This is a genomic window from Actinacidiphila glaucinigra, from assembly GCF_035918135.1.
GTDB classification, from domain to species: Bacteria; Actinomycetota; Actinomycetes; order Streptomycetales; family Streptomycetaceae; genus Actinacidiphila; species Actinacidiphila glaucinigra.
The window spans coordinates 8,216,007-8,230,058 of sequence record NZ_CP109144.1; the positions used below are offsets into that span (position 1 = coordinate 8,216,007).

Sequence of the window (14,052 nt, forward strand, 5' to 3'; positions counted from 1 at the left end):
TATCGTCATGGCTGCGGAGACCGCTCCGCGGGTGACGGCACGAGTGGAGGACGACTGTGCGCTACCGGGACCTGGGACGCAGCGGGCTGCGGGTGTCGGAGATCGGCTACGGAGCCTGGGGGATCGGCGAGTCCGCGTGGGTGGGCGCGACCGAGGACGAGTCCGTACGCGCCCTGAACCGGGCCGTCGACCTCGGGGTGAACCTCATCGACACCGCCCGCGGCTACGGCGAGAGCGAGCGCATCGTCGGACGGGTCGTCCGCGAGCGCGCCCGCGCCGGCGAGGAGGTTCTCGTGGCGACCAAAGTGCCGCCGAAGAACCGGCTGTGGCCCGCGCCCGACGGTGTCGACCCCGCCGAGGCGTTCCCCGGCGACCACATCCGCGAGAGCCTCGACACCAGCCTGCGGGCAAGCGGCCTCGACCACTTCGACGTACTCCAGTTCCACGTCTGGAGCGACGAGTGGGTTCGGCGCGGGGACTGGGCGGAGACCGTCGCCGACCTCAAGAAGCAGGGCAAGATCCGGCTCTTCGGCGTGTCGGTCAACGACCACGAGCCGGACAACGCCCTCGCCCTGGTCCGCAGCGGCCTCGTGGACACGGTGCAGGTGATCTACAACGTCTTCGACCAGGCACCGGCCGACGCGCTGCTGCCCGCCTGCCAGGAGCACGGCGTCGGCGTCATCGTCCGGGTGGCACTCGACGAGGGCGGCCTCACCGGCCGGATCACCGCCGGGAGCGCGTTCCCCGAAGGCGACTTCCGCAACCGCTACTTCCGCGACGACCGGCCCGCGCAGGTGGAGCGGCACGTGGACGCCATCGTCGCCGACCTCGGCATCGACCGGGACGACATGGCCGAGACCGCCCTGCGGTTCGTGCTGAGCGCCCCCGCGGTCTCCACCGTCATCCCCGGCATGCGGTCGGTGCGCAACGTCGAGCGGAACACCGCGCTGAGCGACGGACGCCCCCTGACGCCGGATCAACTCGCCGTGCTGGCCCGGCACCGCTGGGAGCGCAACTTCTACGGCTGACCGGCCCGACCGCCGCAGCATGAACGCCCCCCTCGGGGGAAGACGCGCTTCCGGACAGAACGGATCGTTCACGGAGGTGGCCATGTCAGCGTCGACGGCTCACGCCGACCCGCCGGGGGCGTTGCGGACCGATGTCCCGGCCCGTCTGGACCGGCTGCCGTGGACCCGCTGGCACTGGCGCATCGTGATCGGTCTCGGCACGGTGTGGATCCTCGACGGCCTCGAGGTCACCATCGTCGGCAACATGGCGGGCCGGCTCGCCGAGCGGGGCAGCGGCATCGACATCAGCACCGCCCAGGTCACCACCCTGGCGGCCGCGGTCTACGTCGCGGGGGCGTGCCTGGGCGCGCTGTTCTTCGGCAGGCTGACCGACCGGCTCGGCCGCAAGAAGCTGTTCATGGTGACCCTGGCCGTCTACCTCGCGGCCACGGCCGTCACCGCGGTGTCGTGGACCGCCTGGTTCTTCATCCTGTGCCGCTTCTTCACCGGGTTCGGCATCGGAGGCGAGTACGCCGCCATCAACTCGGCGATCGACGAACTGATCCCGGCCCGGGTGCGCGGCCGCATCGACCTGATCATCAACGGCAGCTTCTGGATCGGCGCCGCCGTGGGCGCGTTCGCGTCCATCGCCCTCCTGGACACCTCGCTGTTCGCCACCGACGTCGGGTGGCGGCTCGCCTTCGGTATCGGCGTCGTCCTCGGGCTGGTCATCCTGCTGGTACGCCGCCATGTGCCGGAGAGCCCGCGCTGGTTGTTCACCCACGGCCGGGCCGAGGAGGCCGAACGCCTGGTCGCGGACGTGGAGCGCACGGTCGCCGAGGAGAGCGGCAAGCCCCTGCCGGAGCCGGGCGAGAGCATCCTCATCCGCCCCCGCGGCGAACGGGGCTTCCTGTCCATCGCCCGCACCGTCACCCGCACGTATCCGCGCCGCACCGTGCTCGGCCTCGCGCTCTTCTCCGGCCAGGCCTTCCTCTACAACTCCGTCACCTTCGGCTACGCCGTCATCCTCACCACCTTCTTCGACGTGCCGAACGGCGACACCGGCTACTACTTCGCCGTCATCGCGGTCGGCAACTTCCTCGGCCCCCTGCTGCTCGGCCACCTCTTCGACTCCGTGGGCCGCAAGCCGATGATCACCGGCAGCTACGTGGGCTCCGGCCTGCTCCTGTTCGGCACCGCCTACCTGTTCCAGCAGGGCGCCCTCAGCGCGGTGACGATGACGGCCTGCTGGACCGCGGTGCTGTTCCTCGCCTCGGCGGGCGCCAGCGCCGCCTACCTGACGGTCAGCGAGATCTTCCCGCTGGAGACCCGGGCGCTGTGCATCGCCTTCTTCTACGCCGTCGGCACCGCCATCGGCGGCATCACCGGTCCCTTGCTCTTCAACAGCCTGGTGAGCAGCGGCGAGCCCGGCGACACCACCCTCGCCTTCTGCCTCGGCGCGACCCTGATGACGCTGGCGGGGCTGGTCGAGGCGGCCATCGGTGTCCGCGCCGAGCGGCGCAGCCTGGAGTCCCTGGCAGCCCCGCTCAGCGCCGTCGAGGAGCCGGCGGGGACCTCCGGCACGGCCGGCGCGCGCCCCTGACCGGCTTTGCCGGCGGCCCGGGGGGGTATCGTCCGGGGGGTCGTGGGCAACCCGGGCGACCCAGGGTGAGGACCGCCGTGCGAAAGATCATCATGCAGATGTCGGTGTCCCTCGACGGCTACTTCGAGGGGCCCGATCGCGAGATCGACTGGCACCTCGTGGACGAGGAGCTGCACCTCCACATGAACGAGCGGCTGAAGGTGATGGGCGGCTTCCTCAGCGGCCGCGTCAGCCATGAACTCATGGCCGCCTACTGGCCGACGGCCGACGCCGACCCGCAGAGCAGCCCCGCCGTGGCCGAGTTCGCCGGGATCTGGCGCGACATGCCGAAGTTCGTGTACTCGCGGACCCTTGAGCGGGCCGACTGGAACGCCACGATCGTGCGCGACGTCGTCGCCGAGGAGGTCCGGGAGCTCAAGGCGCGGCCCGGCGGCGACCTGGTGCTCGGCGGGGCCGGCCTCGCCGCCTCCTTCCTGCGGCTGGGCCTGGTCGACGAGTTCCGGATCTACGTCCACCCCGTCCTGCTGGGGCGGGGCAGGACGCCCTTCCCCGACGCCGGCACCCTCACCGCCCTACGGCGTACCGGAACCCGGACCTTCGGCAACGGGGTCGTACTGCTCCAGTACGAGCGCGCCGATGCCGATGCCGACGACGGCGGTGACGGTAACGCGCGGCCGGGCCGCTAGAGCGCGCCGCGTTCCACGCAGCCGCGCAGGAACGCGGCCTGCCCGGCGTGCTGCAGATCGTCCGAGACCACGCTGACCAGCCGCACCGCCAGCGTCACCGGCGGATCCCAGCTGGTGTCGACGACGCGGGGGAAGTCCGCCTCGCGCAGCGTCGACAGATAGCCCAGGGTGCGCTCGCACACCGCGTCGTGATAGCCGGTCAGCAGCTCGCCCGACTCGACGCGCAGCGCGGCGACGTCCTTGGGGCGGTGGCCGTACCCGGTGTCGTACGGCGCGAAGGGCAGACCGAAGCGGTCGGCCCAGCCGTCGGCGGTCCACAGCTGCTCGGTGCCCGCGACGCCGGCCACATGGTCGTCCTGAATGCGCGTCAGGTGCCAGATCAGCCAGGCGATCGAGTTGGCCCCCTCGTCCTGCCGCGCGTGCAGGCCCTCCGGGGCGATGCCCTCGACGGCCTCGTGCACGGCCTCCTGGATCCTGCCGAAGGCGTCGGCGAGGAGATCTGCGCTCTTCATGCGTGCTCCCTCGGTTCCTGTGCCACTTCGCCCACGCTAGGCGTGCCGCCCCGCCGCGGCCACCAGAGCACCCGGCACCCGGGCCGCGCCGCGACCGTACGGGTCACCGGGTGCGTGGGCGGCGCGTGGCGTCCGGCGCCGGCGCCGGGCCGCCCGTCAGCGGATCGCGAGGACCAGGGCCACGACGTAGTGCTCGTCCACCATGCCGTCGGGGAAGTGCCGGGTCAGGTGCTCCCGTTCGGCGGCGAGGAAGGCCCGGGAACGCTCCTCGCCGATCACCAGGAACGCCGACTGGGTGCCGATGTTCGCCAGGTGCACCTCGACGGGCACCCGCCGCGACCACGGCACCCGGAGCTCGGTGAAACCCGGCCCGTCCGGCAGCCGCCCCGCGCGGGGGTGGGACAGCGCCGCGAAGAAGCCGCGCAGCCGCGTCTGCTCGGCGGCGATCCACGGCACCGAGGTGTCGGGGTCGTTGCGCCACAGTGCGAACGCGCCGCCCGGCCGCAGCACCCGCAGGGCCTCCGGCACCGACCGCCGCGGATCGGTCCAGTGCCACGCCTGGGCGTACGTGACGAAGTCGAAGGCGCCGGAGGCCAGCGGCAGCCGGTCGCCGTCCCCGCGGACCAGGGCGACGTCCGGCAGGTTGCGGCGCAGTTCCGCGGACATGCCGTCGCCGGGCTCCACCGCCACGACCCGGGCGCCGCGGTCGTGCAGCAGCGCGGTGGCGATGCCCGTCCCGGCGCCCACGTCGGCCACCAGGGCACCGCTCAGCGGGCGTCCCGCCAGCTCCTCGACGGCGTCGAGGAGGGCGGGCGGGTAGGAGGGGCGGTTCGCGGCGTACCGTCCGGCGGCACGGTCGAAGGAGCGGGCGCGAGGTGAACCGGTCATACCTCCATGATCCTCCGTCCCGGCCCGCCCGCGACGGCCGGTCAGTCCCAGCCTCCCGAGCCGTAGCCCCCGGCGGCCGCGGCGGGTCGGATCCACCGCGTGGCCAGGAACGCGAGGCAGCTGACGGCGACGATCAGCAGACCGGGGCCGATGCCGCCGCCGCTGCCGATCGCGCCCAGCGACGTCGGACCGCTCGCGGTGCCCGGGTAGACCGGCGCGCCACCCGGAGCCGTCGGGGCGCCGGGCGCCCCCGGGGCCGCCTGCTGCCCGCCCTGGCCGGTCCCGGAGCCGCCCGAACCGCCTCCCGCGCCGCCACCCGCCTCACGGGTGGGCGCACCCGCGGTGGCGGCCGGCGCCGTACCCGGCGTCCCGCCACCGGCGGCCGGCGTCGCGGCGTCGCCGCTGTCCGTGGCGCGCGGCAGGCTCACACCGAGCGTCGCCATCGCCGTGGTCACCGGCTGGAAGAAGGTGATGCCGCCGGCGGTGCAGTCGCCGCTGCCGCCCGAGGTGATGCCGAGCGCGAAGCCCTGGGCGAACAGGGGGCCGCCGCTGTCACCGGGCTCCGCGCACACGGTGGTCTGTATGAGACCGCTGACCGCTCCCTCGGGGTAGTTGACGGTCGCGTTCAGTCCGGTGACCTGACCGGAGTGCAGCCCCGAGGTGCTGCCGCTGCGGAAGACCTCCTGACCCACGAACGGGTCGGCCGCACCCGTGATGCGGACCACGCGGCCGGAGCCGACCCCGACGACGCTGCTGTGGTCCGAGCCGTCGTTCTGGTACTGGACGAGCGAGAAGTCGCCGCCGGGGAACGAGGTCGAGACGGTGGTGCCGACGGGCTTGGTCCCCTGGTTGTCGGCGAACCAGCCGGTGCCCGGCGGGCCGCAGTGACCGGCCGTCAGGATGAAGTCGGTCGTGCCGTTGGTGACGTTGAAGCCGGCGGAACAGCGGCTGCCCCGGGTCAGGATCGGCGCCGCCCCCGCGGTCCTGGTCGTGAAGGCGGCCTCGGTGCGCTCCATGCGCACCTGCCCGCCGATGCCGTCCGCGACGGACTGCAGCCGTGCCCACTCCTGCGCGGAGACGGTGCTGTCGGCCAGCACGAGGACCTCGTTGGAGACCGGGTCCACCGACCAGGCCGTACCGGGCACACGCGGGGCCTCCCGCAGCTCGCCGGCCGCGTCCTGGAGGTCACGCATGCTGTAGCGGACGACCTCCGCCCGGGCGCCCGCCCGGGCGACCTCGGCCGCGGTGTCCTCGTCGGTCACGGCGACCACCGGGCGGCCCTCGTCGTCCACCCAGCTGCCGCCCGTCCGGGCGTCGCCGAGTCGCGCCGCCAGGTCTCTGGCGAGGCCCGCCGCGTCCGCCGGGCCCCGCGCGCCGTCCGGTGCGTCCAGCACCCGGCTCCCGCTCCTGGGCTGCGTGCCGTCGGGGGCCGCCCCGAAGGCCTGCGACATCATGACTCCGCCGCAGACCACTCCCGCGACGGCCACGAGCCGCAGCGCGCGCTGCACCTGACGCCGTTTGCGCCTCACCGTGCCCCCAATATCCGCTTACGTACCTGCAGGTCACCGGCATGAGCTGCCGCAGGTCCCGAGCGGGGACCCGGCCTTCCATACGTGCGGGGGAGCCGCAGCGCTCACCGCTCGCGGCGAAGATGCGGAACGCGCCCGGGTGCCCGGGGCGGTGAAGGGCCCTATCGTGGCCGGGTCGCCGGACCCGGCGATCCACCGAGGCATCAAGGAGCGACATGGGCGGTCAGTTCGAGGCGGTCGTCGAGGTCGGCCGTCCCGTGGCGGAGGTCTTCGCCTTCCTCGCGGACGGGCGCAACGACCCGAAGTTCAGCCCCAGGGTGCAGGAGATCCTGCGGACGCCGGACGCCCCGACCACGGTCGGCACGGTGTTCACCAGCATCGTGAAGGACGCCGGGATGAAGTCCCACCGGGAGTTCCGGATCACCGAGTTCGACCCGCCCAACCGGATCCGCTGGACCGAGCAGTCGAAGAACCTGGTCACCGCCGAGGGCGGTTACGACCTGGAGCCGGTCTCCGAGACCACCACCCGGGTGCGGATCTTCAACCATCTGGAAGGGCACGGTCTCGGGAAGCTGCTGGTGGGAATCGCCCTGAGCGCCGCACGCAAGGACGCCCCGGCGTTCGGGCAGCGGATCAAGGCCGCCGTCGAGGCCTCCTGACCCGGCGGCCCGCCCATGCCGCCGCCGCGGCGCAGGTCACCCGGGCCCGCCGCCGACAGCGGACCCGGGTGACGTTCTCGGGGGCGCCGCGCTCGCCGCGACCGGACGGCGGCCCGGTGGCGCGACGGATCAGTAGCGGAGCACCGCCGCGATCCGGTCGTGCTCCACGAGGCTGTCCGGCGCCACGAAGCGGACCTCGGCGCCCTTGTCGAGTGCGGTCTCCACGAGCTCGTCCACGATGTCCTCGCGGATGCCCTCCTCGAAGCCGCCCGCCTCCGGCGCGTCACCGTCGACCGGCGTGAGGTGACCGTCGCTCAGGCGCACCGCGCGCTGGAAGTCCTCCTCGACCACGACGAGTTCGGCACGGCCCTCGCACACCGACTCCCACACCTCGTCCAGCCCGGCCGCGAAGATCCTGCGACTGCGGGCGTCCACCAGCCTGCGGTCGATCTGTTCCGCCTCCCGCTCCGCGAACTCCTTCTGCGCCGGGGCGAGTTCCTGGAGCAGCGCCGGCGCGGGGCCGTTCGCCAGGCCGCCCTTGTGCACGACGGCCACCGCGGCGTCGGCGGCGGTGCCGACCTCCTTGAGCAGGGCGACCGCGTCCGGCAGGCCGACCAGGTACAGCGGCCGGTCGTCGGTGGCCAGGAGCGCGGCGAGCGCGCTGTCCACGGACCTCAGGAACCGCCGCGTCTCCTCGTCCCGGAAGGTGCTCGGGTGGTCCCCGACCTGCTCCTGACGCTCGGGGTCCCACTGCACGGGATCGGGCTCCAGCGGGAAACCCCGGGCGTCGTGCGGGTGCAGCGACTGGCCGCTGCCGCCCCACAGGGTGGCCCGGTCGGCCGCCACCGTGAGCACCCAGTACGGGCGGGCCCTCGCCTTCGCGGCGACAAGATTGCGGGTGAGGAAGCTGTCGCTGAGAACCACGCGCTCGGGGACGGCCCGGGGCAGGGTCCAGATCTGGTGGTCCCGTTCCGTGGCGTACATGACGAGCCCGTCCAGCGAGTAGCGCAGGTCGACCTCGGCGGCGGCCGCCTTGAGCTGAGTCTTGATGGCCATCCGGGCCCGGCGGGACGCCTCGGGATCGTGCTCGATCCGGCGCTCGGCCTCGGCGAGAAGATTGCGCAGCCGTACGGCGTCCTGGGCGTTGTCCGGTTGGCGCCGGTGCGTCGGCATGGTCAGCGACACCGCCGGATACGGCCTGGTCGCGCGCAGTTCTCGCAGGGTGCCGACCGTCAGGGCATCGGTTTCCATGATCGCCTCCCTGAGGGGTCCGCGGTTGCTCCCCGCGGACGGGGGCAGCCCACACCCCGAGCCTCGCACACCAGCCGGGCCGCCGCCTGCCGGGGACGGCCCGGGCGGCGTGACGTTCAGGCGCGGTTGCGGTGGTGCGCGCCGAAGCCGGAGTCCCAGGCCCACATGTGGGTGCAGCCGGGGCACTGCAGATGCAGCACGGGTCCCTTGTTCGACAGCAAGTAGCGCCAGTGGTCGGGGCAGTTGCGGCCCGCGGCGCAGGTGGCGCACTCCCGGTGGTCCGCACAGCGCGGGCAGGGGACCCACGCCCGGCGGCCGGGGTCGGCCGTGGGATCAATCGGAAGCAGCACCGTCGTCCTCCCCGGTCGCCTCACGGGGCGGCAGCACACCGGCGGCCACGAGCGTGCGGTACACCGCTTCCTGCTCCTCGTCGAGGCCGGAGTAGAGCAGCCGGTAGGCCGCGTCCTCCTCGCGGAGCACGGTCACCGGGTCCCAGTCGTCGCCGAGGGCGGCGAGGACCTCGGCCCGGCGGCGGGTCTCGTGGTCGGTGAAGTCCAGCTCGAACGCGTGGAGGCGGTCCGGGGTGTCGTCGTCGTTCATGTCGCCCGCTCCCGGGGCAATCGGGGATGAATCCACTCTGTGTAACAAAGTGTGGTGCCCGGGGGAAAGCCTTTCCCGCCCCGATGTGACGAACTCCATGCGGCTCCGCCGCTGGTCAGGGACGTACCAGCGGCGGAGCGCAGGGGGCCGGGCGCCCGCTCAGGAGCGCCGGGCGGCCTTGCGGCGGACCGTCCCGAAGGACGGGAACGGCCTGCGGGGGCCCGGCTCCGCGGCCTTGGCCCCCTTCGCGGCTCCCTTCCCGGCTCCCGCCGTCTTCCCGGTCTTCCCCGCCGTTCCGGTCTTCCCGGCCGCGCCGCTTCCGCGACCCCGGAACGCCTTCGTGATCCTCGACGTCCCGGTGCCGGCCGCGGGCTTCGCCGCCGGGGCCGGGTCCTCGGCGGGAGCCGCCGGGCGGACGTCGTGCACGGCCCGGCCGAGGCGGCGCCCGAAGAGCAGGTAGCCCAGCAGGGCACCGGCGGTGTTCATGATCACGTCATCGACGTCGAAGGCGCGGCCCTGCACCACCGCCCCCTGCGCCAGTTCCACGAGGATCATCACCAGGCCGGTCGTCACCACCACGCGCAGCGCCCCGCGCGCCTTGGGCGCCAGCACCGGGAGCAGCACGCCGAAGGGCATGCCCAGCAGCACGTTCCCGCCGACCTGCCGCACGGCGCCCGCCACCGTGTACCGCTCGTAGTACTGCCGCAGTGACGCACCCGGCTGCAGATTCGCGTGCGCGAGCCCCTCCGAGGCGTACGACGGCGCCAGTGTCGCCCGGGCCAGCACCGCCCCGAACGCGACCATCGCCACGAACGCCAGCGCCATCGCCGCCCATCGGGCAAGCGCGGCCAGCGGTGATCGCCGGCCCTCTCCCGATCCTTCCGACGTACGCCCGCGCACCGCCGATCGAGCCACGGACTACCCCCTCCTCTTGGTCTGTTCCGGTCGTGGTCTCCCCGTGTCACAGACCGGATACCCCAAGCGCCCCCCGCGATGCCATCGATCGCCGCGCCGCGCCGGTCAACTCGGGGGCGCCGCCTGCCCGGGAGGCGGCGGCGGTGCCGAAGGCGGACCACCGCCCGCGCGGCCCGCCGCCGGCACCAGGGCGGGCGACCGGCTGATCGCCAGGACGGCCGCGTCGTCGCCGAGGCAGCCGCCCGCGTAGGCGAGGAGGTCGGCGCACAGACGGTCCACCAGCGCCTCGGGATCACCGGGCGGAAGCCCGGCCAGCCGGCCGGTCAGCGGGTAGAACACGCCGGACACGTCACGTGCCTCGACGACCCCGTCGGTGTACAGCAGCAGGGTGTCACCCGGCCCGAAGGCGAACGTCCGCACCGTGGGCTCCTCGCCGGCCCCGCCGACGAACTGCGTCAGCCCCAGCGGCGGCGCGGGCGCGGGCATGTCCAGCGAGGTCACCCGTCCGTCGTGCAGCAGCAGCGGCGGGGGGTGACCGCAGGTGACGAGGTGGACCACCGGCTTGTCGTCCGGGATGTCGGCGACGACCGCGGTGACGAACGACTCGGCCTCGTCCTCGGCCCGTCCGGCCTCGGCGGCGGGATCGGTGAGCTCCGACGAGAGGGCCCGCTCCAGCCACAGGACGAGGGCCGGCAGCTCCGCCTGCCGGTGGGCCACGGCCCGGAAGGCGCCCAGGGTCAGCGCGGCCTCGTTCACCGCCTCCATGCCCTTGCCGCGGACGTCGCCCACGATCACCCGGGTCCCGCCGTCCGTCCGCACCGCCGCGTACAGGTCCCCGCCGATCTGCGCCTCCGCCTCCGCCGCGAGGTAGACCGAGGCGATGCACAGCGGTCCGATGCGCCGGGGGATGGGCCGCAGCAGCACCCGCTGCGCGGTCTCGGCCACCGAACGCAGGCGGGTCACCTGCCGCACGTGCTTGACGCGCAGGTGGGCGAAGAAGGTCGCCAGCACCGACATCAGGGCCAGGGTGGCGATCTGCGCCGAGTGGTTGAGGTCCAGCGGCGTCGTGCGGACCCCCGCCACGAGGATCTGCGCGGCCACCGCGACCCCGCCGACCAACGCCGTCGTCCTGGCCCCGGCGAACGACGCGGTGATCGCGGGGGCGGCGACCAGGAACGGTCCCAGATGGACGTCGGGCGGTGCCATGATGTCGACGGCGGTGACCACCAGGATCAGCATGATCATGGCGGCCACCAGCAGCTGCCTGGGCCGCCACGACCGCCCCCACTGCCCCAGGCGTCGTGCCACGTCCATTACTCCTGGATACACCCGCGCCCCTGGCCCTGCCCGTCCGTGGGGTCCCGCGCCTCAGGAACGCCACTTCTCCCGGACCAGCACCTCCTGGATGCGCCAGCCGGTTCCGGTGTGCCGCAGGCCGAACGTGTAACGGCCGCCGCACACGAAGTTGGGGGCGGTCGCCTTCGTCCCCGGGTCGTCCAGCCGCATGGGGTTGACGTAGTCGGCCCGCGCCACGGCCGAGGGCGGCTCCAGGGTGATCCGGCGGTTGACGATCAGGTGCTGGCGCACGGGGAACAGCCGCATCGTCGAGTCGAGCCACTCGGCGACCTCGGTGGCGGGACCGGCGATGCCGCCCGCGGACGTGTAGTCGGCCCGGCCGTCCGGGGTGAAGAGCGCGACGTACGCCGTCCAGTCGCCGTCGTCGACGGCCGCCCCGTAGCCGCTGATCAGCTCGTCCACGGCCAGCCGGTCCAGCAGGGTCTCCCACTCCGCTCGCGTCGTCATCGGCACAGTGTTGGGCACACGGCGCGAAGAGCCAAGACGCGTGCAGCGGTCAACCGGGCCGGGAATCGACCGAAGGTGTCACTCCGGCAGCGGGATGCGCATGCTCACCGAGCCCCGCAGATCGAGCCACGCGGCGGACGGCCCGCGGACCAGCCGCATGATCACGGTGTCGCAGCCGGGACAGCGCGCCACCAGACCGGGAGCGTGGTCGTAGACGCGCAGCGAGGCGACCGGGCCGGTGAGTCCGCAGCCCACGCAGCGCCCCTCGGCGGCCGTCATCTCCACCGCGAAGATCTCCCGCAGCGGTCCGGCCAGCGCGTTGCCGTCGGTGTACGCGTCCGTGCCCTGTGCGCTCATCCCAGCCTCCCATCGGCCCGGCCGTCCCCGGCGCCACCCACCCTACGCAGCCGACGCCCACCCCGCCCGCGCACGCCGTCGGCCCGTCCGCCGTACGGCCCGGGTACGGCCGGTCGCCTGCGGGTTTCCCGGCATGGGATCGTGTCCCCATGCCCCGCACCGCTGCTCCGGATCTCCATGGCGCGACGCCTGTGCACGACGCCGCCCCGGTGATCCACACCGACGAGGTCGGCCCCTCGCCTCGACGCGATGAGGGTGCTGCTCTCCCGAGGCGGGGCCGCGTACCGGAACCGCCCCCTGCTCCGGGGGGAGGCGGCAGCTTCCATGTCCCCGAAGCCGCCCGTTTCCGGGAAGTGTTCGGTGTCGCGCCCGTGCCGGAGGAGGGCTGCGAAGACGTGGAGGTCCTCGAGCTGGTAGTCGACGACCAGGACATCCTCTGTTTCTCGTACGACGTCACCGTCGGCTCGTTCATGCTCCGCTGGCTGCGCGACGACGCCGAGATTCTCAGCATCTACCGGGAGGGTGCGCGCGGTATCCGGATCGAGGACGGTGTCCGGGAGAAGTACATAGTGGTGCACTTCGAGTTGGGGGGACACGAGGGGAGCCTGAGCATTCGCGTGTACCCGGACGTCTCCGTGAGCGATCGTCTGACGGACACATGAGACCGGGTTCGGAACCTGGCCGTAGGACCATCGATCGATGACGCACCCCATGCATCGTGACCGCTCCCTCCACGAGCTCGAACGCGAACAATGGCCGGCTCCGTCGGCCGACGACACCCGCCTCATCGCCACCGCACTCGCCTTGCGGCATCGGCCGATCGGCGAGCTGACCGTCGAGGCATGCGCTTGTTGATCGGGCAGGACATCGGTCCACACCAGGGACTCGGCGGTCTGGGCCGAATTTCCCGAACTCGGCCGGGAGTTTCGCGCGATCGTCAGGGGGCTGACGGGTCTGCCCCCTGACCTGCAACACAAGGCCGAGCGTTTCCTGCTTCCGTCGAGCACCGACGCAGGGCGTCACCCGTGCCGTGCCCGATCCCTTCGTCAGCGCAGTTCGAACGTGAGCAGCGGCTCGGCGAACACGGGCGCCGGCGCGTCGGGATCCGCGGCGACAGCCTGCTCCAAGCGGTGGAAGCCGGCCTCCACCTCCTCGGGACCGAGCTGCGCGAAGAACGAGAGGGTGCGCAGGCGCAGCCGTTCCAGCATGTCGCCGCGGGTGCCCGGGGACGGCTCGGTGACCGTGCCGTAGTCCACGACCTTCCAGCCGGCCGACGTGAACATCGCGATGACCTCGTGCAGCGGCTGGAAGATCGAGGCGTCCACCTCGTATCCCCGGGGGAAGTGCTCCAGCCACCACGGGCGGGGATGGTGGTCGCTGAAATTCGCGCGCAGCAGCAACCGCCCGCCGGGCCTGAGCACCCTGGCCAGCTCCCGGGCCGCCCGGAGCTTGTCCTGGACGTGGTGCCAGGAGAGGAACAGCAGGGCGTAGTCGGCGCTGTCGGACGGCACCGGCATCTCCTCGGCGCCGCCCGCCAGATACCGCACCCCGGGGTGCCCGGACCGCGTCTGCGCGACCTCGCGCATCCGGACCGACGGCTCGACGCCGATGACCGGCCCGAACTCCCGTGCCAGCGCGGGGGTGAACCTGCCGGTCCCCGAACCGACGTCCAGCCCTGCCAGCGGCCGCCGTTCGGGCAGCACCGCCGCGAAAGCGTCCAGCCACACCCCCAGTTGGCGCTCGGAGAGCGCGCGACCGCGCGCGTAGTCCCGGTACTGCTCCTGGTTGTAGTCGATCGTCCTCATGGCCTCTCCCCGTGTCAGCCGGGCGACCGCAAGCGGCGTCCTGACGCGTCGATTCGACACATCGGGACGGTAGGTTGCACCGCCTCGCCCCACAAGAGGGCCTGCCCGAGCCGGGCTTGAGGTGCCGTCCTCCGGACTTCCGGAAAACCTGTTGCCCGACCACCCACCGGTTGCACATCATCTCCGGCATGGATCTGTGACCAGTGGCGCATGTGCGGAATGAAGACGGGTTCGAGTCACTCCCCGTCTCGCTCCGCCGTACCGCTCGAAGCCCGCACCGTGTGATCGGTGCGGGCTGCGGGCTTCCTTCACGCGACGTGCTCCGCCACGTCGCGCCGGCCGGTGTGCTCCGCTCTGCGGCACCGGCTGTTCGCCACTGATTCCGGAAGGCATCCCACGGCGCCGTACGGCGATGGGTGCTGCCTTCCGCGCAAGCC

17 protein-coding genes are annotated in these 14,052 nt (G+C 73.0%); 6 read left to right on the top strand and 11 right to left on the bottom strand.

The window, feature by feature from the left end; translation table 11 throughout:
- Positions 1-56 precede the first annotated feature (56 nt).
- From OIE69_RS37280 to OIE69_RS37290, 3 genes are all read left to right on the top strand, one after another.
- Positions 57-1,028 (top strand): aldo/keto reductase, encoded by a 972-nt coding sequence (locus OIE69_RS37280; RefSeq protein ID WP_326579258.1) that lies wholly within the window; start codon positions 57-59, stop codon positions 1,026-1,028.
- 82 nt (positions 1,029-1,110) lie between these two features.
- On the top strand, positions 1,111-2,610 hold the full coding sequence (locus tag OIE69_RS37285) for an MFS transporter (RefSeq protein ID WP_326579259.1): 1,500 nt from the start codon (positions 1,111-1,113) through the stop codon (positions 2,608-2,610).
- A gap of 77 nt (positions 2,611-2,687) precedes the next feature.
- Complete coding sequence (locus tag OIE69_RS37290) at positions 2,688-3,296, top strand: dihydrofolate reductase family protein (RefSeq protein WP_326579260.1); 609 nt, start codon at positions 2,688-2,690, stop codon at positions 3,294-3,296.
- Here the strand turns inward: OIE69_RS37290 and OIE69_RS37295 are convergent.
- From OIE69_RS37295 to OIE69_RS37305, 3 genes are all read right to left on the bottom strand, one after another.
- Entirely contained in the window at positions 3,293-3,808 is a 516-nt protein-coding gene (locus OIE69_RS37295) for a mycothiol transferase (protein ID WP_326579261.1), read from the bottom strand. The two genes, OIE69_RS37290 and OIE69_RS37295, sit on opposite strands and share 4 nt — an antisense overlap.
- A 156-nt stretch (positions 3,809-3,964) precedes the next feature.
- Positions 3,965-4,696 carry a class I SAM-dependent methyltransferase gene (locus OIE69_RS37300; protein ID WP_326579262.1) on the bottom strand — a complete coding sequence of 244 codons (732 nt, stop codon included), beginning with the start codon at positions 4,694-4,696 and terminating at the stop codon, positions 3,965-3,967.
- Positions 4,697-4,737: 41 nt separating this feature from the next.
- Positions 4,738-6,204, bottom strand: a complete 1,467-nt coding sequence (locus OIE69_RS37305; RefSeq protein WP_392567697.1) for a S1 family peptidase — start codon at positions 6,202-6,204, stop codon at positions 4,738-4,740.
- A gap of 236 nt (positions 6,205-6,440) precedes the next feature.
- Between OIE69_RS37305 and OIE69_RS37310 the strand changes: the two genes are divergently transcribed.
- Positions 6,441-6,884: an SRPBCC family protein gene (locus tag OIE69_RS37310; protein WP_326579264.1), complete on the top strand. Its 444-nt coding sequence runs from the start codon at positions 6,441-6,443 to the stop codon at positions 6,882-6,884.
- Positions 6,885-7,013: 129 nt separating this feature from the next.
- Here the strand turns inward: OIE69_RS37310 and OIE69_RS37315 are convergent, their stop codons facing one another.
- From OIE69_RS37315 to OIE69_RS37345, 7 genes are all read right to left on the bottom strand, one after another.
- The gene (locus OIE69_RS37315; RefSeq protein WP_326579266.1) at positions 7,014-8,135 is read right to left on the bottom strand and encodes a baeRF3 domain-containing protein; all 1,122 of its coding nucleotides are present in this window, start codon (positions 8,133-8,135) and stop codon (positions 7,014-7,016) included.
- 116 nt (positions 8,136-8,251) lie between these two features.
- A complete protein-coding gene (locus tag OIE69_RS37320; protein WP_326581524.1) occupies positions 8,252-8,482 on the bottom strand; it encodes a hypothetical protein in 231 nt (76 codons plus the stop codon).
- Entirely contained in the window at positions 8,469-8,735 is a 267-nt protein-coding gene (locus OIE69_RS37325; RefSeq protein ID WP_326579268.1) for a DUF6400 family protein, read from the bottom strand. The genes OIE69_RS37320 and OIE69_RS37325 overlap by 14 nt, the downstream gene beginning before the upstream one ends.
- A 159-nt stretch (positions 8,736-8,894) precedes the next feature.
- The gene (locus tag OIE69_RS37330; RefSeq protein ID WP_326579270.1) at positions 8,895-9,560 is read right to left on the bottom strand and encodes a VanZ family protein; all 666 of its coding nucleotides are present in this window, start codon (positions 9,558-9,560) and stop codon (positions 8,895-8,897) included.
- A 195-nt stretch (positions 9,561-9,755) separates the two neighbouring features.
- Entirely contained in the window at positions 9,756-10,964 is a 1,209-nt protein-coding gene (locus tag OIE69_RS37335; protein WP_326579272.1) for a PP2C family protein-serine/threonine phosphatase, read from the bottom strand.
- 54 nt (positions 10,965-11,018) lie between these two features.
- Positions 11,019-11,453: a nuclear transport factor 2 family protein gene (locus tag OIE69_RS37340; RefSeq protein ID WP_326579274.1), complete on the bottom strand. Its 435-nt coding sequence runs from the start codon at positions 11,451-11,453 to the stop codon at positions 11,019-11,021.
- Positions 11,454-11,531: 78 nt separating this feature from the next.
- On the bottom strand, positions 11,532-11,810 hold the full coding sequence (locus tag OIE69_RS37345) for a DUF6510 family protein (RefSeq protein WP_326579276.1): 279 nt from the start codon (positions 11,808-11,810) through the stop codon (positions 11,532-11,534).
- Between the two features lie 149 nt (positions 11,811-11,959).
- Here OIE69_RS37345 and OIE69_RS37350 point away from each other — a divergent pair, with 149 nt between their 5' ends.
- Entirely contained in the window at positions 11,960-12,472 is a 513-nt protein-coding gene (locus OIE69_RS37350; RefSeq protein WP_326579278.1) for a hypothetical protein, read from the top strand.
- A 37-nt stretch (positions 12,473-12,509) separates the two neighbouring features.
- Positions 12,510-12,665, top strand: a complete 156-nt coding sequence (locus OIE69_RS37355; RefSeq protein ID WP_326579280.1) for a hypothetical protein — start codon at positions 12,510-12,512, stop codon at positions 12,663-12,665.
- A 191-nt stretch (positions 12,666-12,856) separates the two neighbouring features.
- On the opposite strand, the gene OIE69_RS37360 is transcribed toward OIE69_RS37355, so the two are convergent.
- Positions 12,857-13,615: a class I SAM-dependent methyltransferase gene (locus OIE69_RS37360; RefSeq protein ID WP_326579282.1), complete on the bottom strand. Its 759-nt coding sequence runs from the start codon at positions 13,613-13,615 to the stop codon at positions 12,857-12,859.
- Positions 13,616-14,052: the final 437 nt, after the last annotated feature.

Coding starts and splice junctions, on each gene's coding strand:
- OIE69_RS37315 (WP_326579266.1), bottom strand. CDS start 8,135: ATGGAAACCGATGCCCTGACGGTCGGCACCCTGCGAGAACTGCGCGCG.
- OIE69_RS37345 (WP_326579276.1), bottom strand. CDS start 11,810: ATGAGCGCACAGGGCACGGACGCGTACACCGACGGCAACGCGCTGGCC.
- OIE69_RS37360 (WP_326579282.1), bottom strand. CDS start 13,615: ATGAGGACGATCGACTACAACCAGGAGCAGTACCGGGACTACGCGCGC.
- OIE69_RS37335 (WP_326579272.1), bottom strand. CDS start 10,964: ATGGACGTGGCACGACGCCTGGGGCAGTGGGGGCGGTCGTGGCGGCCC.
- OIE69_RS37285 (WP_326579259.1), top strand. CDS start 1,111: ATGTCAGCGTCGACGGCTCACGCCGACCCGCCGGGGGCGTTGCGGACC.
- OIE69_RS37330 (WP_326579270.1), bottom strand. CDS start 9,560: ATGGCGCTGGCGTTCGTGGCGATGGTCGCGTTCGGGGCGGTGCTGGCC.
- OIE69_RS37350 (WP_326579278.1), top strand. CDS start 11,960: ATGCCCCGCACCGCTGCTCCGGATCTCCATGGCGCGACGCCTGTGCAC.
- OIE69_RS37295 (WP_326579261.1), bottom strand. CDS start 3,808: ATGAAGAGCGCAGATCTCCTCGCCGACGCCTTCGGCAGGATCCAGGAG.
- OIE69_RS37340 (WP_326579274.1), bottom strand. CDS start 11,453: ATGACGACGCGAGCGGAGTGGGAGACCCTGCTGGACCGGCTGGCCGTG.
- OIE69_RS37325 (WP_326579268.1), bottom strand. CDS start 8,735: ATGAACGACGACGACACCCCGGACCGCCTCCACGCGTTCGAGCTGGAC.
- OIE69_RS37310 (WP_326579264.1), top strand. CDS start 6,441: ATGGGCGGTCAGTTCGAGGCGGTCGTCGAGGTCGGCCGTCCCGTGGCG.
- OIE69_RS37355 (WP_326579280.1), top strand. CDS start 12,510: ATGACGCACCCCATGCATCGTGACCGCTCCCTCCACGAGCTCGAACGC.
- OIE69_RS37300 (WP_326579262.1), bottom strand. CDS start 4,696: ATGACCGGTTCACCTCGCGCCCGCTCCTTCGACCGTGCCGCCGGACGG.